At 63.1% G+C, this 17,473-nt stretch carries 15 protein-coding genes; 3 read left to right on the forward strand and 12 right to left on the reverse strand.

Annotation, left to right across the window (positions count from 1 at the left end; translation table 11 throughout):
• Positions 1–140: 140 nt before the first annotated feature.
• Positions 141–578 carry a PliI family lysozyme inhibitor of I-type lysozyme gene (locus tag VZC39_RS05250; RefSeq protein WP_349921385.1) on the reverse strand — a complete coding sequence of 146 codons (438 nt, stop codon included), beginning with the start codon at positions 576–578 and terminating at the stop codon, positions 141–143.
• 75 nt (positions 579–653) lie between these two features.
• Positions 654–2,684: a M13 family metallopeptidase gene (locus tag VZC39_RS05255; protein WP_434666335.1), complete on the reverse strand. Its 2,031-nt coding sequence runs from the start codon at positions 2,682–2,684 to the stop codon at positions 654–656.
• A gap of 127 nt (positions 2,685–2,811) precedes the next feature.
• On the opposite strand from VZC39_RS05255, the gene tilS reads away from it, so the two are divergent.
• Positions 2,812–4,161 (forward strand): tRNA lysidine(34) synthetase TilS, encoded by a 1,350-nt coding sequence (gene tilS / locus VZC39_RS05260; RefSeq protein WP_434666338.1) that lies wholly within the window; start codon positions 2,812–2,814, stop codon positions 4,159–4,161.
• 131 nt (positions 4,162–4,292) lie between these two features.
• Here the strand turns inward: tilS and VZC39_RS05265 are convergent, their stop codons facing one another.
• Positions 4,293–5,204 (reverse strand): GGDEF domain-containing protein, encoded by a 912-nt coding sequence (locus tag VZC39_RS05265; protein ID WP_434666341.1) that lies wholly within the window; start codon positions 5,202–5,204, stop codon positions 4,293–4,295.
• 271 nt (positions 5,205–5,475) lie between these two features.
• Between VZC39_RS05265 and VZC39_RS05270 the strand changes: the two genes are divergently transcribed.
• A complete protein-coding gene (locus VZC39_RS05270; protein ID WP_434666343.1) occupies positions 5,476–7,428 on the forward strand; it encodes a cation:proton antiporter domain-containing protein in 1,953 nt (650 codons plus the stop codon).
• Positions 7,429–7,438: 10 nt separating this feature from the next.
• On the opposite strand, the gene VZC39_RS05275 is transcribed toward VZC39_RS05270, so the two are convergent.
• The 4 genes from VZC39_RS05275 to VZC39_RS05290 all read right to left on the reverse strand — a co-directional run bounded on the left by VZC39_RS05275 (position 7,439) and on the right by VZC39_RS05290 (position 10,931).
• A complete protein-coding gene (locus VZC39_RS05275) occupies positions 7,439–8,584 on the reverse strand; it encodes a patatin-like phospholipase family protein (protein ID WP_434666345.1) in 1,146 nt (381 codons plus the stop codon).
• 125 nt (positions 8,585–8,709) lie between these two features.
• Entirely contained in the window at positions 8,710–9,561 is an 852-nt protein-coding gene (locus VZC39_RS05280) for an alpha/beta hydrolase (RefSeq protein ID WP_434666348.1), read from the reverse strand.
• Between the two features lie 57 nt (positions 9,562–9,618).
• Complete coding sequence (locus tag VZC39_RS05285) at positions 9,619–10,200, reverse strand: TetR/AcrR family transcriptional regulator (RefSeq protein WP_434666350.1); 582 nt, start codon at positions 10,198–10,200, stop codon at positions 9,619–9,621.
• 86 nt (positions 10,201–10,286) lie between these two features.
• Positions 10,287–10,931: a response regulator gene (locus tag VZC39_RS05290; protein WP_434666353.1), complete on the reverse strand. Its 645-nt coding sequence runs from the start codon at positions 10,929–10,931 to the stop codon at positions 10,287–10,289.
• A 154-nt stretch (positions 10,932–11,085) separates the two neighbouring features.
• Here VZC39_RS05290 and VZC39_RS05295 point away from each other — a divergent pair, with 154 nt between their 5' ends.
• On the forward strand, positions 11,086–11,712 hold the full coding sequence (locus VZC39_RS05295; protein WP_434666355.1) for a glutathione S-transferase: 627 nt from the start codon (positions 11,086–11,088) through the stop codon (positions 11,710–11,712).
• A 57-nt stretch (positions 11,713–11,769) separates the two neighbouring features.
• Here VZC39_RS05295 and VZC39_RS05300 read toward each other — a convergent pair whose 3' ends face one another.
• From VZC39_RS05300 to VZC39_RS05320, 5 genes are all read right to left on the reverse strand, one after another.
• Positions 11,770–13,881 carry an alpha-amylase gene (locus tag VZC39_RS05300; protein WP_434666358.1) on the reverse strand — a complete coding sequence of 704 codons (2,112 nt, stop codon included), beginning with the start codon at positions 13,879–13,881 and terminating at the stop codon, positions 11,770–11,772.
• A gap of 215 nt (positions 13,882–14,096) precedes the next feature.
• A complete protein-coding gene (locus tag VZC39_RS05305; protein WP_349921396.1) occupies positions 14,097–15,257 on the reverse strand; it encodes a hypothetical protein in 1,161 nt (386 codons plus the stop codon).
• Positions 15,257–15,628, reverse strand: a complete 372-nt coding sequence (locus VZC39_RS05310; RefSeq protein WP_349921397.1) for a GtrA family protein — start codon at positions 15,626–15,628, stop codon at positions 15,257–15,259. The genes VZC39_RS05305 and VZC39_RS05310 overlap by 1 nt, the downstream gene beginning before the upstream one ends.
• Positions 15,625–16,650, reverse strand: coding sequence for a glycosyltransferase family 2 protein (locus tag VZC39_RS05315; RefSeq protein ID WP_349921398.1), 1,026 nt, complete (start codon positions 16,648–16,650; stop codon positions 15,625–15,627). The genes VZC39_RS05310 and VZC39_RS05315 overlap by 4 nt, the downstream gene beginning before the upstream one ends.
• A gap of 55 nt (positions 16,651–16,705) precedes the next feature.
• Positions 16,706–17,251: a hypothetical protein gene (locus VZC39_RS05320; RefSeq protein ID WP_349921399.1), complete on the reverse strand. Its 546-nt coding sequence runs from the start codon at positions 17,249–17,251 to the stop codon at positions 16,706–16,708.
• Between the last annotated feature and the right edge of the window lie 222 nt (positions 17,252–17,473).

A 17,473-nucleotide genomic window follows, 5' to 3' on the forward strand; every position in this document is an offset into this window, starting at 1 on the left:
GATTATAAGCGCAGAAAAAATAACCGTCTATCGGGAGGAGAGAGACGCAGTGACAGCATCACGGGGATGCTGCGCGCATAAAATGGCGCCACAACAAAAACGCCCCGTGGTGCGGGGCGTCTGAAAACTGAGGTGCGGGATCAGTCGCGGGGTGTCTTGAGGGCCTGGATGACATCATCGGTGGGAGCCAGCTCGTTGACATGGTTGAAGCTGTCGAGCCCCTGTTGCGGGTTGATGGTGAAGGCATCGGCGCTGATATAGCCGCCTGTCCCGGCACTCTCCACGATGACGATGAGCTCGGGCTGCTTGTCGCCGTTGAGATCCAATAGTTTCAGCTCCTTGATGCTGCCATCGCGCGGCAGCACCTTGCCGTCGATGAACTGATCAAGGGGGAATTCGGGGTTGGCGCCTGAGTAGAGGCGCACGTCATAGCTGCCGGTGGAGGCGGGTTCGCCGCGCCCCTCGTTGACGATGAGCACCTGACCCGCAGGCAGCGTCAGTTGCTGGAAGAATCCCTCTGCCGCCTGGCTGGTCAGGGGCAGGGTGAGCAGTCCGAGAGTAATGAGTAAGGCTTTCATGGATGTGACCCTTGTTGCTGCTTGTGTTGCTGTGTCAGTGGCAGGGGACAAGCCCCTGCCGTGTCGTGGCCCTGATTACCAGATCTTGACCCGTTTGGCCGGGTCCAGATAGAGCTTGTCACCGGGTTGGATGTTGAATGCCTCGTAGAAGGCGGGAATGTTCGGCACTACCCCGTTGACCCGGTATTCGGGCGGGGAGTGGGGATCCGAGGCGAGCAGCATCTGCATCAGCTCGGGTCTATACATGCCCTTCCACACCTGGGCCCAGCCGAGGAAGAATCGCTGTTCCCCGGTGAAGCCGTCCAGTACCGGAGCCTCCTTGCCTTTCAGGGAGAGCAGATAGGCCTTGTGGGCGATGGTGAGGCCGCCGAGATCGCCGATGTTCTCCCCCAGGGTGAACTGGCCGTTGACGTACTGCCCCTTGATGGGTTCGAAGCGGTTGTACTGGGCCACCAGTCGGCTGGTGCGGAAGCGGAACTCCTTGAGATCATGGGGAGTCCACCAGTCGCGCATCACGCCGTCACCGTCGGATTTCGCCCCCTGATCGTCGAAGCCGTGGCCCATCTCGTGGCCAATGACGCCGCCGATGGCACCGTAGTTCACCGCATCATCCGCCTGCATGTCGAAGAAGGGGGGTTGCAGTATGGCGGCCGGGAACACGATCTCGTTGTTGCTCGGGTTGTAGTAGGCGTTCACCGTCTGGGGTGACATGTGCCACTCGTTTCGGTCCACCGGCTTGCCGAGGCGCGCCAGGTTGTCGGCGTATTCGAAGGCGCGGGCCCGCTGCAGGTTGCCCACCAGATCGTCGGCACGGATACTGATGGCGCTGTAGTCCTTCCACTTGTCCGGGTAGCCTATCTTGGGTCTGAACTTGGCGAGCTTCTCCTTGGCCTGAGCCTTGGTGGCTGGCGACATCCAGTCCAGCTCCTCGATGCTCTGGCCGTAGGCGGTGCGCAGGTTCTCCACCAGCTGCTCCATGCGTTCCTTGGCCGCAGGCGGGAAGTAGTGCTCCACATAGAGCTTGCCCACCGCCTCGCCCAGGTGATCGTCCAGTACCCCGAGGGCCCGCTCCCAGGGGGCGCGTTGCTTGGGTGTCCCGCTTAAGGTGGTGCCGAAGAAGGCAAAGTTCTGGGCATCGGTCTGGCTGTCGAGGTAGGGGGCGTAATCGGTGATGAGGTGCCACTTGAGGTAAGCCTGCCAGTCCGCCAGCGGGGTCTGGCGCATCAGGCCGTCGAGGGCACTGAGATAGCTTGGCTGGCCGATAACCAGGCTCTGCTGACCCGCGAGGCCGGCTTCACCGAGGTAGGCATCCCAAGGGATGCTGGGGGCGAGGCGCCCCAGTTCGCTCACCGGCCCCTTGTTGTAGTTCTTCTCCCTGTCCCGCAGGGCTACGTTGTCCCACTGGATCCTGGCTATCCGGGTCTCGAGGGCCAGCACCCGCTTGGCCTTGGCGGCGGCATCCGGCTCGCCGAAGCGACCGAGCATGCCGGCGATGTGTTGCTCGTATTTTTTGAGCAGCGCCTGGCTCGCGGCATCCGTCTTGAGGTAGTAGTCCCGATCCGGCAGGCTGAGGCCGGATTGGTAGAGATAGACGGCGTAGCTGTCCGGCGCCTTGGCGTCGGCGTCTATCCAGAAGCCGAAGGGAGCACCGCCGCCGCTGCGGCCGCTCTGGGCGAAGGCGCGAGCCAGCGCCTGCTGGTCGCCAATCCGGTCGATGTCGGCAAGCAGGGGCAGCAGGGGCGTCGTACCTTTGGCATTTCGGGTCTGCTGGTCCAGATAGCTGTGGTAGAGATCGCGGATCTGCTGGGCCTCCGAGCCCGCAGTCGCCTTGGCATCCAGCCCTTCCACCAGCACCCGCACATCGGCGAGGGACTTGTCCCGGAGCATGTAGAAGGCGCCGTCGGCGGGCCTGTCGTCGGGGATCTTGGCGGTGCCGAGCCAGTGACCGTTCACGTAGCGGAAGAAGTCGTCACCGGGTTTGACCGAGGTATCCATGTTGGCCAGCGCGAGGCCGGAGTGCTTGTTGCTGACGTCCGGCGCCTGACTGCAGCCTGCCAGCAGGGCCAGTCCGATGAGGCCGGCCAGTATGCTTTTCTTATTGTTCATTGTTTGATTCCAATTCGGGTTATTCAGCTTCCCTGCCCAGATCGGGAGGAATCTCACTCTAGCAGCCGGGTTAGCGCTTGATAAGTCCGACTCTGCTAAGATCGGCCCGACCATTTTGGGGAAGCCAATGATTTCTCGTATCTATTCTCGCTTTTGTCAGACTCTGCCCGCGCCCGAAGGTTCCAGCGGCTTGCTGGTGGCCTTCAGCGGCGGGCTCGACTCCACCGTGCTGCTGGTGCTGGCTGTGCGCTATGCCAGGGAGCGGGGGCTGCCGGTGCGGGCCCTGCACGTCCATCACGGCCTGAGCCCCCATGCGGACGACTGGGTCACCCATTGTGAAGGGGTGTGTCAGCAACTGGCGGTCCCCCTCATGGTCGAGCGGGTGCAACTGGTCAGGGGCAACGGCGAGAGCCTGGAGGCCCAGGCTCGCACGGCGCGCTACGCCCGTCTCGCCGCCCGGCTGGAGAAGGGGGAGTGGTTGCTCAGCGCCCATCATCAGGACGATCAGCTGGAGACCCTGCTGCTGGCCCTCAAGCGCGGCGCCGGCCTGCGAGGCTTGGCGGGCATGGTGCCGAGCCAGCCCTTTGCGGGTGGCCTGTTGCTGCGCCCCCTGCTGGACGTGAGCCGGGCCGAGCTGGCGGAGTGTGCCGCCACCCTGTCGTATGGCTGGGTGGAAGATGAGAGCAATCAGGACACGGAGTACGATCGCAACTTCCTGCGCCAGCAACTGATCCCCCAACTCAAGGCGCGCTGGCCCGCCATGGCCCAGACGGCGGCGCGCAGCATGGCCATCTGCGCCGAGCAGGAGGCGCTCGTCGACGAGCTGGCGCAGGCGGACTGGCAACTGGCGGCAGAGGGGGAGGGGCTTCGCATCGCGCCGCTGCTGGGGTTGTCCCAGGCCAGGCGCAATAACCTGCTGCGTTACTGGATCCGCCGCCAGGGCGGAGAGATGCCGGCGCGGGATCTGCTCGCCCTGCTCTGGCTGGGGGTGGCGCTGGCGCGGGAGGATGCCAACCCGCGCCTCTCGTTGAAAGGGCTGGAGTGTCGCCGTTATCAGGGCGTTCTCCATCTGGTCAGGCCCGAACTGGCCCCTCGCCACGAGACGCTCCCCCTGACGGTGGGGGAGACGCTGTCACTGCCGGATGGGCTGGGACTCTGCAGCCTGCGACCCCAGGCTGCCAGTGACGCTGAGGGGGAGAGACTGCGAGTACCGCGAGCGGACGAGCCGCTGTCGGTGCGCTTCCAGGTGGCGGCGGGCAGCATGCTCAAGCCAGTGGGACGCGGAGGCAGTCGGCGTTTGAAAAAACTGTTGCAGGAGTATGGGGTACCCTCCTGGCAACGGGGGCGCATTCCCATCCTCTACTACGGCGAACAGGTGGCTGCGGTGGGGGATCTCTTCGTCTGTGACGGTTTTCTGGCGACCGATGGGGGCCTTGCCTGGCATTGGCAAGCCAGGATCCTGCCCGACAATGCATAGGGACTTGGGCGGGTTTTCAGATAGACAGCGGGCAGGCTGACCGTCGGCATCTTCCCTCGATACTGGCGAGGCTGCTGTGGCTTACTCCTGCCTTCTTGCGGGCGTGGAGTCGGGTAGCCGCTTCAATCCAATCAATCGGTGATGCTGGCCTTCTTGCGGGCATAGAGGTGAGCATCCGCCGCCTCATACAGGCTCTGCACATCCAGCCCCGAGTGCCAGCTGGCCGCCCCCAGACTGCATCCTACCGCGAAGGCGCTGAGCTCCTTGTGGCTGTGCAGCACGTGCTGCAAACGCAGCCAGACCGGGCGCCAGGCTTCGGGATCGGCAGGTTGCAGCAAGAGGGCGAACTCGTCTCCCCCGAGGCGAAACGCCTGATCCGTGCTGCGAATGCAGCCTTGCAGCAGTTGGGCGAAGCGACTCAGCACCAGATCCCCCACCGGATGACCCCAGGTGTCGTTGATCAACTTGAAGCGATCGAGATCCAGCAGCACCAGCACCAGGCCGTGGGGCTCGCGGCAGTGCTGCTCCACCGCCCGACCTATCACCTCGTCGAAATAGGAGCGGTTGCCAAGCCCGGTCAGGTGATCGAGGCGTACCTGCTGCTCCAGGGCGTCGAGACGCAGATAGAGGGGCAAGGGGAGGGAGAGCAGTTGGTGACACTGACGCAGCTGGCGTTGCTGCTCCCCGCTGATGGGGCGTTCCAGCTCGTATTGCAGCAGGCAGAGCCGTTGCTCGTGCTGGCCGCGCAGCTCGAAGCGATAACTGTGCAGCGTCTGGCCAGCCCGTGGAGGATGGGAGATGAGGGCGCGAGAGTGGCCGCAATCGACATGCAGGCTGTGGATGGGGACAAGGGTTGCCGCCCGCTCGGCAAAAACTGTCAGCAGGGCGTCAAGATCCCGTTGCGCCAGCAGCAGGTCGATCAGCTGATGGTTGTCCATGACAGAGGGCGGCTGAAGCCGCTCCAACCGCTGTACCCACTGCTCGACACCCTGTCCGAAGCCATTCAATGACGATGTGTTTTCCACGCTGCAACCCTTGAACATCCTATTTGCATGCCCTTTTCTAGCAATCCCTGTGCCGAAAATATATCCGATGGGAAAAAGTCGGCTGGCTAGGCTTAACGAAACACAAGGGGAGTAAAAACGGAGGATGGATGTCGCCCGGCTGGCGGCGGGATCCTTGGAGAAAGGCGCTGGCCGCCAGGATCCCGGCTGGGGACAAGAGGATTGTCCGTCTCCAGGCCGGGTGTCCGGCGTCAAGAGGCAGCGTGTTGTGCTGCCTTGGTGTGGGTTGATAGAGAGAGTGGAGGCCTGAGTGTATGCAGACCTGCTGATCCTGCTGTTTTTCGCCGTCCTGCTGGTGGCGCTGTTTCGGCGTCTCGGCCAGCCGGTGATCCTCGCCTATCTGTTCGCCGGCATGCTGCTCGGCCCCCATGGCGCCGCCATCATCACGGGTCAGGCCATGATGCAGACCATAGGGGAGCTGGGCATCGTCTTTTTGATGTTCTCCCTCGGTCTCGAGTTCTCGCTGCCCAAGCTGGTCGCCATGCGCAAGCTGGTGCTGGGGGTCGGCGGCCTGCAGGTGCTGCTCACCACGACGCTCTTCTTCGCGCTGGCCTGGTGGTGGGGGCTGAGCCTGCCCCAGGCGCTGGTGGTGGCGGGCACATTGGCGCTCTCCTCCACCGCCGTGGTGATCAAGCAGCTCGGGGAGCTCAAACAGCTGCACACCCGGCGCGCCCAGCTCGGGGTGAGCGTGCTGCTGTTCCAGGATCTCGCCGTGGTGCCGCTGCTGGTGATGATCCCCATCCTCGCCCAGCCCGAGGTGCAGGGCAGCGCCCTGCTGGCGGAGATCGCCTGGGCCTCGTTGAAGGGGCTGCTCGCTCTCTTCACCCTGCTGGCGGTGGGAAAGTGGCTGCTGCCATTGGTGTTTCACGAGGTGGCGCGGGCCCGCTCCGACGAGCTGTTCGTGCTCTGCGCCCTGCTGGTGGCACTGCTGGCGGCCTCCCTCACCCAGTGGATGGGGCTCTCCATGGCGCTTGGCGCCTTCCTGGCGGGTATGATGCTGGGCGAGTCCCACTATCGCCATCAGCTGGAGGTGGACATCAAGCCGTTTCGGGACGTATTGATGGGTCTCTTCTTCATCACCATCGGCATGACCATGGACTGGTTGCTGGTGGCCACGGCCTGGTGGCAGGTTGCGTTGAGTGTGCTCGGCCTCATCCTGTTCAAGTCCCTGCTGGTCTTGCTGGCGGGTCGGCTGATGGGGGAGCGCAAACGCGACGCCATGGCGGCGGGCATCATGCTGAGCCAGGTCGGGGAGTTTGGCTTCGTGTTGCTGGCGCTGGCGAGCCACCACGGCCTGCTCGGCCACGGGCAGGTCTCCTTGCTCATCGGGATCGGGGTTTGCTCCATTGCCCTGACCCCCTGGCTGGTGCAAAAGGCGCAAGGGCTGGCCCACAGTTTTACCGGCACTGTCCTGCTCTCCCGCGCCGACGTCGCCATCTCGGGCCTTGGCAAACATCAGCACGTCATCATCGCCGGGTTCGGTCGCACCGGCCAGACCTGTGCCCGCTTCCTGAAACTCGAGGAGCTGCCCTTCCTCGCGCTGGATCTCGACCCCGAGCGGGTGAGCGAGGCCAAGCTTGCGGGGGAGCAGGTGGCATTCGGGGATGCCAGTCGGCGGGACATACTGCTGGCCGCCGGGCTCATGCGGGCGCGGCTGGTGATCATCACCTTCGATGATCGCAAGCGGGTCGACGCCATGCTGACCCTGATCCGGGAGTTGGCGAGCGGGGTCAAGGTGCTGGTGCGCACCCGGGATGACAGCTTCCTCGAACACTACAAGCAGGCGGGGGCCTTCGAGGTGATCCCGGAGTCCCAGGAGGGGGCCCTGATGCTGGTCTCCCACCTGCTGGTCAACTGCGACATCCCCATCGGCCGGGTGATCCGGCGCATGGAGCATGAGCGCAGCAGCCAGTATCGCTTCCTGCACGGCTTCTACTGGGGGGATCAGAGCGCCAGCAACCTGGAGACGGATCAGCTGCTGGAGCGTCTGCATCCGGTATTGCTGCACGATCAGGCCTGGGCGGTGGGACGCAGCCTGGGGGAGCTCTCTCTGGTGGAGGTGAGGGTCAAGGCCATCCATCGCGGGGATCAGAGCCTGGAGCCCAGAGCCGAACTCAGGCTGGCGGCAGGGGACAGGCTGGTGCTGTTTGGCAACGCGGTGGCCATGGAGCAGGCCGAGCAGCGCCTGCTGGAGGGGCACTAGGGGCGGCTCCTCAGGCTTCCTCTCGCACCGGCTCTTCGATATCCAGGAAGGCCTCGATCCGCTGGCGCTCGTTCAGGGCATCCTGATAGCCAAGCTGGATCAACTGCTGACAATAACCCGGATAGAACATCAGGAAGCTGGCCAGGCTGCTGCTCTCGTGGCCGTTTACGCCGAGCACCCGCAGCAGGCGGCGCAATTGGGTCGGCAACTTGTGCAGATAGTCGAGGGCGACAAGATCCAGATCCTGGCTCGGCCGGATGACGCAGGTCTCCACCTGGCGCAGCCTGAGGCGATTGCGCTCCCGCTCAGGAATGAGGGAGAGGGTCTGGTTGATGCGCCCGAGCCGCTCCAGATCCGAGTTGAGGGTGTCGGAGAAGACGGTGTTGAGCAGATGGCCCGCGATGTTGGAGCTGGTCAGATGGCCCTGACGGGGGGCCTGATTGATCTGGCCCGGACTGTCCAGGGTCACCAGCAGGATCCGCTCTGCCCCCAGGTGGATGGCGGGGCTCAGAGGACTCAGCTGGTGGATGGAACCATCCCCGTAGAAACGCTCGCCGATGCGGGTGGCCGGGAAGACGAAGGGCAGGGCGGCGGAGGCGAGCAGGTGATCCGAGGTGAGCAGAGTACGCAGGCCGCGCCGTCTGGCTCGCTCCCAGGGTTGATGCTCGGCGCGGCCCTGAAAGAAGGTGGTGGAGAGGCCGTCATCGTAGTCGGAGGCGGTGATGGCGATGGCCTCCAGGCTGCCGTAGAGGATGTTGTCATCGATGCGGTGATAGTCGATGACCTGCTCCAGCAGGCGGCGCAATGGGGCGTTGTCGAACAGGTGGAAGGCGCGGTTGTTGTCCGCGCTGATGAGACCGGCGGATCCCTGGTAGAGGGTGCGCCACAGCAACTGGCAGGGGTGGAAGTCGAAGATGTGGTGGGTCTCGAAGCGGCGCCAGACCCACTCCAGCTTGCGCACCCCCAGATGGAAACAGGAGGCGTAGCAGGCCAGTGCCGTGACGTTGAGGGCACCTGCCGAGGTGCCGCACAGGATGGGAAAGGGGATGCCGATGTTGCGGGGGTAGAGCTCGGCCACCGCCTTGAGGACACCCACCTGATAGGCGGCGCGAGCACCACCACCGGTCAACAGGAGAGCTGTGTTGGGTCTGGCCATGGGATTGCGCCTTATTGTTGCCACCGCACGATTTAACTATAAGACGCTGTATCAAATATAAAAATGGGCCGACATATCATTTTTTACGACAGGGTTGGCGGCCCATTGCCGGGACGGGGCCAGCCCTAGGCGCGGGCCTGGCTCAGCTCGTCAAAGGCTGCAAACACCGGGGGGCTGGCGAGGATGCGGCCATGGCCGAGCCCCCGGGTGCTCACCAGCCGGCAGTGCCCGTCCTCGGCCGCCCGCAGCGAATCCCCATGGGGAGCGAACCTGTCCTCCTCGTCGTGGACGATGAGAGAAACCCCGTCGCGATCGGCCAGCCTGCCCATGGGATCCACGGTGCTGAGGGGGTGCTGGTACTCTCGTTCTATCTCCTTGACCACCGCATCGAACAGCCGGATGGAGTAGCCGGAGCGGGCCACCATGCCGTAGAGCTGGGGCACGTAATCGAGCACCGGGGAGATGAGCAGCAGCGGCAGGGGGTCGAGGGCCGGGTGGCGGCTTGCCAGGGTCACTGCGCCCCCCATGCTGTGGGTGATGACCCCCTCGATGGGGCCGAAGCGTTCGAGCAGCTCGTCGAAGGCGCGCACGAAGCGGGGCAGATGGCCGGTGTGGCCCTCGCTCTGGCCGTGGGCGGGGTGATCGTAGGCCAGGGCGGTGAACCCCTGGGCGGCGATGTGGCTCATCAGGGGGTAGAACTGGCTGGCGCTGCCGGACCAGCCGTGCATCAGCAGCCAGACCGGGCCCTGACCGAGGCGGTAGCTCATCAGGGTGCCCTCGCTGGTGTGCACGGCCTGCTGCACCAGGCCATCGGGGGCCGTGGCATCGCGACCGGCCCGCTGCGGGGTGAGCAGCAGCTTGCTGGCGGTACGGCGGGCGTGAGCGGGAGCCAGCACGTGGTGCAAGCGGGTGCCCAGCCCCAGCAACAGCTTGCTCGGGCTGAAGCGGCGGGTGTTGAAATAGATTTTGCTGCTCATGGTCATCCTGTGGTTTTTATGTGCGAACGGTCGTGCTTTTTTGTGGGTTTTTAAAAACTAGCGCCAGCTCATCAGCAGATTTTCCACCTCGGGCCAGAAGTGGCTGGCGGGATCCTGACACAAATCCAGGGCATTGAACACCTGATCCCCGAGATAGAGGCCATAGAGCCGGTAGACGGCGCGCCAGGGATCGAGATCTGCGCGCCACTCACCGCTGGCCTGACCCTGTACCACCTGGCGGGCCAGGTAGTCGAGCCAGAAGCGTACCAGCTGTCGGGCCGACTGTTGAACGGCCCCCTCCTGGGCCGAGGTCCAGGCGTCGAGGAACATGCAGCGGCCTACGAAGCTTTGGTTCCAGGCGAGCCAAGCCTGCAAAAGGGCCACCAGCTTGCTCTGCTGGGTCTGGTGGTGCTGACGGCGCACCGGCTGGATCACCCGCTCCCTGAACACCTCGGCGGAGTAGGTGAGCACGGCGACCTGCAGGTTGTCCCTGGACTGGAAGTGGGCGAACAGGCCGCTCTTTGACATCTCGCAGGCACTGGCCAGCGACCCTATGGTCAGGCTCTCCAGCCCTTGCAGGCTGGCTTGCTCGAAGGCGGTCTGCAAAATGTTTTCCCGGGTCAGTCGGCCCTTGCTCATGATCTCTCCTCGCTGTCGCTGGCAGCATAAAGTACGACCGTACTATTTGTCGAGCGGAGGAGTCCAGGTCATGGACCCGGGCAGTCTCAGTCGTCCTTGATCCCCAGCTGCTGCAATGCGATGACCGCCTGGGTGCGATTCTTGACCCCGAGCTTCCTGAAGATGGCGGTGATATGGGCCTTGATGGTGGCCTCGGAGACGTTGAGCTCCCAGGCGATCTGCTTGTTGAGACTGCCGTCTCGCAACATGATCAGCACCTTGTACTGCTGTGGCGTGAGGCTGGCGAGCCTGCTGGCGAGATCGGATCCGTCGACAGGCTCGGGCTGCAGGGAGATCCCCTCCGGCACCCAGTTATCGCCACCGATCACCGTATTGAGGGCGCTGACCAGCTCCTTCATGGGCACGGATTTGGGGATGAAACCGAGGGCGCCGAGGAGCAGCACCTGGTTGATGATGGCGGGATCCTCGGAGGCGGAGACCACCACCACGGGCAGATCCGGGTATTGGCCGCGCAGATAGGCGAGTCCTTCGAAACCATTGGCCCCCGGCATCTTGAGATCGAGCAGCAACAGATCCACTTCGGGGTGATCCCCCAGCAGATGGGTCAGGCTGTCGATGGAGTCGGCTTCCAGCAGTTGGGCATCGTCGATGGCTAGGTGCACCGCTTGATAGAGTGCGCCCCGAAACAGGGGGTGGTCATCTGCGATGCAGATGGTAAATTGGCTGTCCATTGCTCACATCATGGCTAACTGTTTGTTTTGAAAAATCAAACTAGCACCCTGCCCATATGGGGTCAAACCCGCATACGCGCAAATGTGAGACGACCGTGAGATGTCGTGCCCGCGGGGCGCACGCGCTCATCCATAACCCAAGCAGGAGGAAAACATGGGATCCCTGGTTTTGACGGTAGGTACGGGTTCCACCTGGGCGATGCGCGCGTCCATGGTGCTCGGTCTGAGCGGACTGGCCTGGCAGGAGCAGGTATTCGATCTGGAAGACGCCAGGGAGGTGGCGCGGCTGAAGCGGGTCTCGCCGACCGGGCTGGTGCCCTGGCTCGATGACGGTGAGCTGCGCATTCACGACTCCCTCGCCATCGCCGAGTACCTGCATGAACGCTGTCCAGAACGCCACCTCTATCCGGTGAGCGTGGCCGAGCGGGCTCTGGCCCGCAGCCTGTGCGCCGAGCTGCATGCGGGCTTTGGCCAGATCCGCAGCCGCCTGCCGTTTTTCCTGGGAGCGCCAACCCAGAGTGAGCCACCGGTGGAGGTGCTCGTCGAGCTGGCCCGGCTGCAGACCATCTGGTCCCAGGCGAGGGGAGACTTCTACTTTGGCGAGGCGGGGATCATCGATGCCTTCTATGCGGTGATGGCCTATCGGTTGGCGAGCTACGGCATCGGGCTGCCCGGCCAGGCCGGTATCTATCAGCAGGCCCTGCTGGCCTGGCCCCTGTGGCAGGAGACCTTGGTCAAGGCGCGGCTGCAATGGCCTGCAAAATCCCGCCAATCGTTGTGATGGCAGCATAAAAAAGGGGAGCCGATGGCTCCCCTTTTTTCATGGTTGCAGTGTCGACTATTTGGCCCGGCCGGCGAAGACCACCACCACCTTGTCGGCCCCTTTCTCGCGCACGAAGCTGTAGGGGGCATCCGAGAGCTTCTTGTGGCTGCCTGCCGCCACCGCCGGGTGGGCGGCGCGGAACTGACCGAGGCGCTGCCAGTGCTTGACCAGCTCCGCCTTGTCGCCGCTCGCCAGCTCCTGCCAGTTCATGTCGGAGCGCAGGGCCTGATCGAACACGCCCCCATCCTTGGCCAGCCCGCGACCGGACTCATCCCCGTAGTAGAGCTGGATGCCGCCCGGCAGCAGCATGAAGCTGCTGGCGACCCGCCGCTGCAGCGGCACGTCCTGATAGTCGCCGAAGAACAGCTTGGTGTCGTGGGAGCTGATGTAGCTCAGCACGTTGAACTCCGGATCCTGATTGATGCGGCTGGCATAGCTGGCGTAGGTGGGCTCGGCGCCAGCCAGGCACTGGGCCTGGGGCAGGGCGAACTCGCGCTGATAGTCAAAGTTGATCAGGGAATCGAAGCCGTTCTGGTACCAGAAGTCCTTGGAGACCCCGTGATCCCACACCTCCCCCACCATGTAGAAAGGCAGATTGTCGAGGGCCTTGGTGGGGTTAGCCGCCTTCCACTCTTGAAGGGCCGCCGTGCCTGCCTGCTTGAGTTTGGCCCAGACCGCCGGCTCCAGGTGCTTGACGGTATCGGCCCGGAAGCCGTCGATGCCAAAGCGGCGCACCCAGTCGGTGTGCCAGGCGATGAGATAGTCGCTCACGCTGGCATCGGGCAGCGCCTTGGCGCCGGTGTCTTTTTTGGCCGCCAGCAGCGGCGGCAGCCCCACCGGCCTGGTCGACTCGGTCAGGAAGTCCGGCAGGCCCGCCACCGTGCCCGTCACATCGTCGGTACCGGGTTGGGGATAGCCGGGCAGACCGGCCCGCACCCAGTCCGGGCCCCACCACTTGTTCCAGTCATTCGATTGATAGTCGATGAACTGGTTGTAGCCATGCCAGTTGAGGCCGCCGCTTGGGCGCCAGTCGTTCCAGCGGGCGGGGAGTTTGCCGGTGTTCTGGGCAAGGTCGGTGAGGCCGAGATCATGCAAGTCCGCCAGGGTGGCATAACCGGCGTGGTTCATCACCACGTCGAGGATGATGCGCATGCCACGCTTGTGAGCCTCGTCCACCAGCGTCCTGAGGCTCTCCTCGTCGCCATAGTTGGGGTCGATTTTGGTGAAGTCCAGCGCCCAGTAGCCGTGGTAGGCGTAGAAGGGGAAGTTGCCCTGCTCGCCGCCGCCGATGAAGCCGTGTACCTGCTCCACCATGGGGGTGATCCAGATGGCGTTCATGCCGAGGCTCTTGATGTAGTCGAGCTTCTCGGTCAACCCCTTGAAGTCGCCGCCGTGCCAGGTGGCGACCTCATCCTGGCCATCCTTCTGGCGGCCGAAGCTGTGATCATTGCTGGGATCCCCGTTGTGGAAGCGGTCGGTCAGCAGGAAATAGACGCTGGCCTCATCCCAGTTGAAGGGTTCGGCCTTGACCGCCGCCACCGGTTCGAGCAGCAGCAAACCGCCGCTTTCGGCGCTCGGGGTCAAGGTGAGCTTGCCACCCTTGACCACTGCCTCCTGTTTTGAATACGCATCCCGCAACCGGGTGCCATCGGGCCAGACTCCTTTCAATGAGACAGTGACCGGGCCGCCGTCCCAGGCGATGCAGGGCTCCTCCGGTGGCTGACGCTTGAACTCGCTCTTCTTGGTGGCTCTTAGTACCTTGAGGCTGGGGGTATCCGGGTTGAAGGTGAACTCGTAGTCTCCCGCCAGCATGACCCGTAGGGTGAAGCTGTTCTCCTTGGCGCACTTGTCCATGGGTTGGGCGGTGCCAAAGGGGAGCGCTTTGTTTTCGCTCGGGCCGAAGCTGGTGCCGCAGCTGTTGGCGGCATCGCCGATGCGGATCTGGTGGCTGCCCTTGTCGAGCTTGTGGGTCAGGCTGACGGTACCCTTGTCCAGCGCCAGTTCCCCGGCGACCGGCTTGCCATCCACATAGAGCTGCACTGGTGAAGCTGCCAGAGCCTGACTGGCAAACAGGGGGGCAGCCAGCAGGGCGAGCCAGAGGGGCGAGGGGCGAGGGGCGAGACGCATAAGCCATTCCTTGAGCTGAGAGTGAGCGAATGAAATTCCGTTGAGCGCTCATTCTAGGGGGCCGAGGGGAGGGGCTGGATCGGGAAAATCCCGATTTGTGAGGTGAGTTCAAATGGTTACGTTTTCAAGCTCGGGAAACTGTGATGCCTGCCCAAAGATGGCAGCCATAAAAAATGCCGGTCCATGGACCGGCATTTTTTGGGGGCGGGGGATCGTCAGACGGTGAAGAACTTGAAGTTGACGAAGGCCACCGCGATGAAGGAGGCGACCATGCCACTGACGCAGAGCACCGCCGGGCGCAGGGCGGGCCAGCGATGGGTCAGCAAGATGATGGCCAGCAGGGTCGGGTAGAGACCGAACATGTAGCGGGGCATGGCGTTGAGCCCGGTCATCAGCGGTATGGTGCAGCAGATGAACATCAGGGTCGCCTCGGCCCAGCGCTTCTGGCTGAACAGGTAGAGGTTCAGACACCAGCCGAAGATCACCATGATGGAGAGGTAGGCCTTGCGACCACCGAGCTCGAATCCGCTCAGCCACCAGTCCAGCGGGCTATCCATGTAGCGGCCCCAGGCCACCTGGATGTGCTTGAAGGCGAAGGCATCCCCGGTGAGGTGATACAGGAAGACCATGTAGGAGAAGAGGCCAAGCGGGATGAGCCAGATGCTGAACACCACCTTGAAGGCCCGCTCGGTGAAGCGGAAGAACTCGCGCCAGCCATAGGCCTGCAGTGCCAGGATCAGCACCGGGAACACCATCATTACCCCGAGGTTGCGGGTGCTGGAGATGAAGATGCCGATGACGCCGACCAGCAGCCACTGCTCACGGTAGGCGAACAGGAACATGAGCAGCATGAAGAGCATGAACATGGACTCGCCGTACCCGGAGACGAAGTAGGCGGAGAAGGGGGAGAAGGCCAGCAGCCAGACCCCGAAACGGGCGGTATCATCCCCCAGCTTGAGCTGGCGCAGCACCAGCAGCATGGCCGGCAGGGAGAAGAAGAAGGCGATGTTGGTCACCAGCATCAGGCCGATCAGGCTCTCGACGTTGAGCAGGTTGGAGAGACCACCGGACAGCATGGGGTAGAGGGGCATGAAGGCCCAGTTCGCCGCATTGCCCTTGCTGAGCCAGCGAGGGTAGAGGTCGTAGCCGTTTTCGATGATGCGCTGGAACCAGACGCAGTCAAACTGGCAATAGGCCTGCAGCGGGCCGATACCGGGGGCGCCGTAGAGCTGGACGCCGAAGTAGCCCATGCCGTAGAGGGCGGCCCGGCTCAGTACGAAGGCGGCGATGATGATCAGCCAGTCGCGGCCGCTGATGGCCAGGGACGGGCGATAGGGTCCCGCGGCTGCGGGAACGGGTGTTGTCATGTCATTCATCAGGCAAATACCCAGACGCGAGAGAGAAGGTAGGTGAGTATGGTCACGGCCAGGGTGGCAATGACCACGGGCAGCAGGCCGGAGAGGCCGGCAAACAGCAGGCCGCTCAGGAGCAGGTTGCGCACCGCCAGGGAGAAGAGCGCCACCAGCAGGAACTTGCCGGCCGCCCCCTGCTTCTGGAAGGTGATGTAGCGATGGCCGAAGAAGGAGAACCAGAAGGCCACCCCGAAGGCGAGGGTGGTCACCAGGTGTTCGGAAATATCCGGCCAGTTGTGAAACAGCGCGAACGAGGTGCCCAGATCGACGAGGGTAGCCCCCCCGCCGACGAAACCGAAGCGAACCAGACGCCAGAATTCCTCGCGGGAGATCATTGAGGCGCCGGCTCCTGCTTGTCCTGCTGTTCGGCGCCATCCTGTGGTTTGCCTGCATCAGCTTGTTTGTCTTTGGCGTACTGGCCGTAGACCCCCTCGATGAGGTAGACAGGGCGCTGCTTCACCTCGACGAACATGCGGCCAATGTATTCGCCGATGATGCCAAGGGAGAGCAGCTGGATGCCGCCGAGGAACAGCATCACCGACATCAGGGAGGCGTAACCGGGGACGTCGATGCCAAAGAACAGCACTTGGGCCAGGATCTTGAGGATGTAGAGGAAGGCGATGAAGGAGACACCGACCCCCACATAGCTCCATACCCGCAGGGGCCAGCTGGAGAAGCTCATCAGCCCATCGAGGGCGAAGTTCCACAGTTTCCAGTAGTTGAACTTGGTCTCACCGGCGTGGCGGGCAGGGCGCTCATAGGGCACGCCCACGGCGCGGAAACCGGCCCAGGCAAACAGTCCCTTCATGAAGCGGTTGCGCTCCGGCAGTAGCTTGAGGGCCTCGACCACCTTGCGATCGATCAGCCGGAAGTCACCGGCGTTCTCCGGCAGCTTGGTGCTGGTGGAGAGCGCATTGAAGAAGCGGTAGAAACCACCGGCGGTGAGGCGTTTCATCGGAGTGTCGGCGCTGCGATCCACCCGGATGCCGTAGACGGTGTCATAGCCACCGGTCTGCCACAGTTTGACGAATTCCAGAATGAGGGCGGGGGGATCTTGCAGATCCACGTCCATGGGGACGATGGCATCGCCCTTGGCCTCATGCAGGCCAGCGGTCATGGCGGCTTCTTTACCGAAGTTGCGGGCCAGGTTGACCAAGGTAACGCGGGGGTCGCGAGCGATGGCCTGTTCGACCACCTCGCGGGTACGATCGCGGCTGCCATCGTTGACGAACACGATTTCAAGCTGGTCTTTGAGCGGGGCCAGTTCGTCATCTATCGCGCTAATGAAGGCGTCTATGCTCTCTTCCTCGTTATAAACGGGCACGACCAGAGAGAGTCGAAAATCGGCATGCGACATGGGAACTTCCTTATTAGAAAATCACGTTTAACGGCTGATTTTTAGATTTTTGTCTTCACTGTGCCACGGTCAGGCGCACGGACTGCACGTTGAGTGGCGTCGGGGCAGACAGAGCCAGGAAATTGGGGCGCTTGGGATCGGCGGTCAGGGAATCCCCCGGCAGGCTGAGCCGGATCTCGTTGATGCCCGCCTTGGCCAGTTTGACAGTGGTGGTGAAATCGTGGCCCAGGGCCACCTTGAGCAAGGCCCCCGCTTCCGGGCTGTTGATCCGCGCCTGGATGGTGAGTTGTTCTGGTTGCGCCTGCTGCTTGGGGAGGACGAAATAGAGGCCGCCCTGACCACTGAGTTCGGTCCCTTCGGCGCTCGGTTTCTTGGCCCAGCCTTCGCTTGAGAGGAAGCGGCTCGGCTTGGTCAGGTTGAGTTCGTTGCCCGGCTGGTAGGTCATGCTGGAATTGTGTTCCCAGAAGCGGGTCTTGCCTTCCAGGTAATAGAGCTTGTAAGCCAGGCTCACATTGGGGTGAGCGGCCAGATAGAGGGTATAAAGATAAAAGCCACTCAGTGCCATGATGGCTGCCAGAAAACCGAACTTTTTGTAGGTCATATTACTCACTCGACGCCTGACGGATGGGTAGGCAGATTTCGCGCATATGCTAATCCAATTGCAAAAAAAGCATAGTGGATCACAAAAATATATTTGCTCACATATTAACCCCGATAACCCTGCTCGCCAAATGCCATTAGGGAAACGGATGGCACCTCTCTCTTCACCTTCTGCTCATGTCATGCCGGAGGCTTACATGGCTGAGAGATTATCAGTCAACTG

Origin of the sequence: Aeromonas sp. NJAU223 (genome assembly GCF_051125555.1) — a bacterium.
Classification (GTDB): Bacteria; Pseudomonadota; Gammaproteobacteria; order Enterobacterales; family Aeromonadaceae; genus Aeromonas; species Aeromonas veronii_G.

Excerpts from the sequence above, each read along its gene's own strand:
- VZC39_RS05280 (WP_434666348.1), bottom strand. The coding sequence starts at position 9,561 with ATGAGCAGCAAAATCTATTTCAACACCCGCCGCTTCAGCCCGAGCAAG.
- VZC39_RS05310 (WP_349921397.1), bottom strand. The coding sequence starts at position 15,628 with ATGATCTCCCGCGAGGAATTCTGGCGTCTGGTTCGCTTCGGTTTCGTC.
- VZC39_RS05250 (WP_349921385.1), bottom strand. The coding sequence starts at position 578 with ATGAAAGCCTTACTCATTACTCTCGGACTGCTCACCCTGCCCCTGACC.
- VZC39_RS05295 (WP_434666355.1), top strand. The coding sequence starts at position 11,086 with ATGGGATCCCTGGTTTTGACGGTAGGTACGGGTTCCACCTGGGCGATG.
- VZC39_RS05305 (WP_349921396.1), bottom strand. The coding sequence starts at position 15,257 with ATGAATGACATGACAACACCCGTTCCCGCAGCCGCGGGACCCTATCGC.
- VZC39_RS05285 (WP_434666350.1), bottom strand. The coding sequence starts at position 10,200 with ATGAGCAAGGGCCGACTGACCCGGGAAAACATTTTGCAGACCGCCTTC.
- VZC39_RS05320 (WP_349921399.1), bottom strand. The coding sequence starts at position 17,251 with ATGACCTACAAAAAGTTCGGTTTTCTGGCAGCCATCATGGCACTGAGT.
- tilS (WP_434666338.1), top strand. The coding sequence starts at position 2,812 with ATGATTTCTCGTATCTATTCTCGCTTTTGTCAGACTCTGCCCGCGCCC.
- VZC39_RS05290 (WP_434666353.1), bottom strand. The coding sequence starts at position 10,931 with ATGGACAGCCAATTTACCATCTGCATCGCAGATGACCACCCCCTGTTT.
- VZC39_RS05300 (WP_434666358.1), bottom strand. The coding sequence starts at position 13,881 with ATGCGTCTCGCCCCTCGCCCCTCGCCCCTCTGGCTCGCCCTGCTGGCT.
- VZC39_RS05315 (WP_349921398.1), bottom strand. The coding sequence starts at position 16,650 with ATGTCGCATGCCGATTTTCGACTCTCTCTGGTCGTGCCCGTTTATAAC.
- VZC39_RS05275 (WP_434666345.1), bottom strand. The coding sequence starts at position 8,584 with ATGGCCAGACCCAACACAGCTCTCCTGTTGACCGGTGGTGGTGCTCGC.
- VZC39_RS05265 (WP_434666341.1), bottom strand. The coding sequence starts at position 5,204 with ATGTTCAAGGGTTGCAGCGTGGAAAACACATCGTCATTGAATGGCTTC.
- VZC39_RS05255 (WP_434666335.1), bottom strand. The coding sequence starts at position 2,684 with ATGAACAATAAGAAAAGCATACTGGCCGGCCTCATCGGACTGGCCCTG.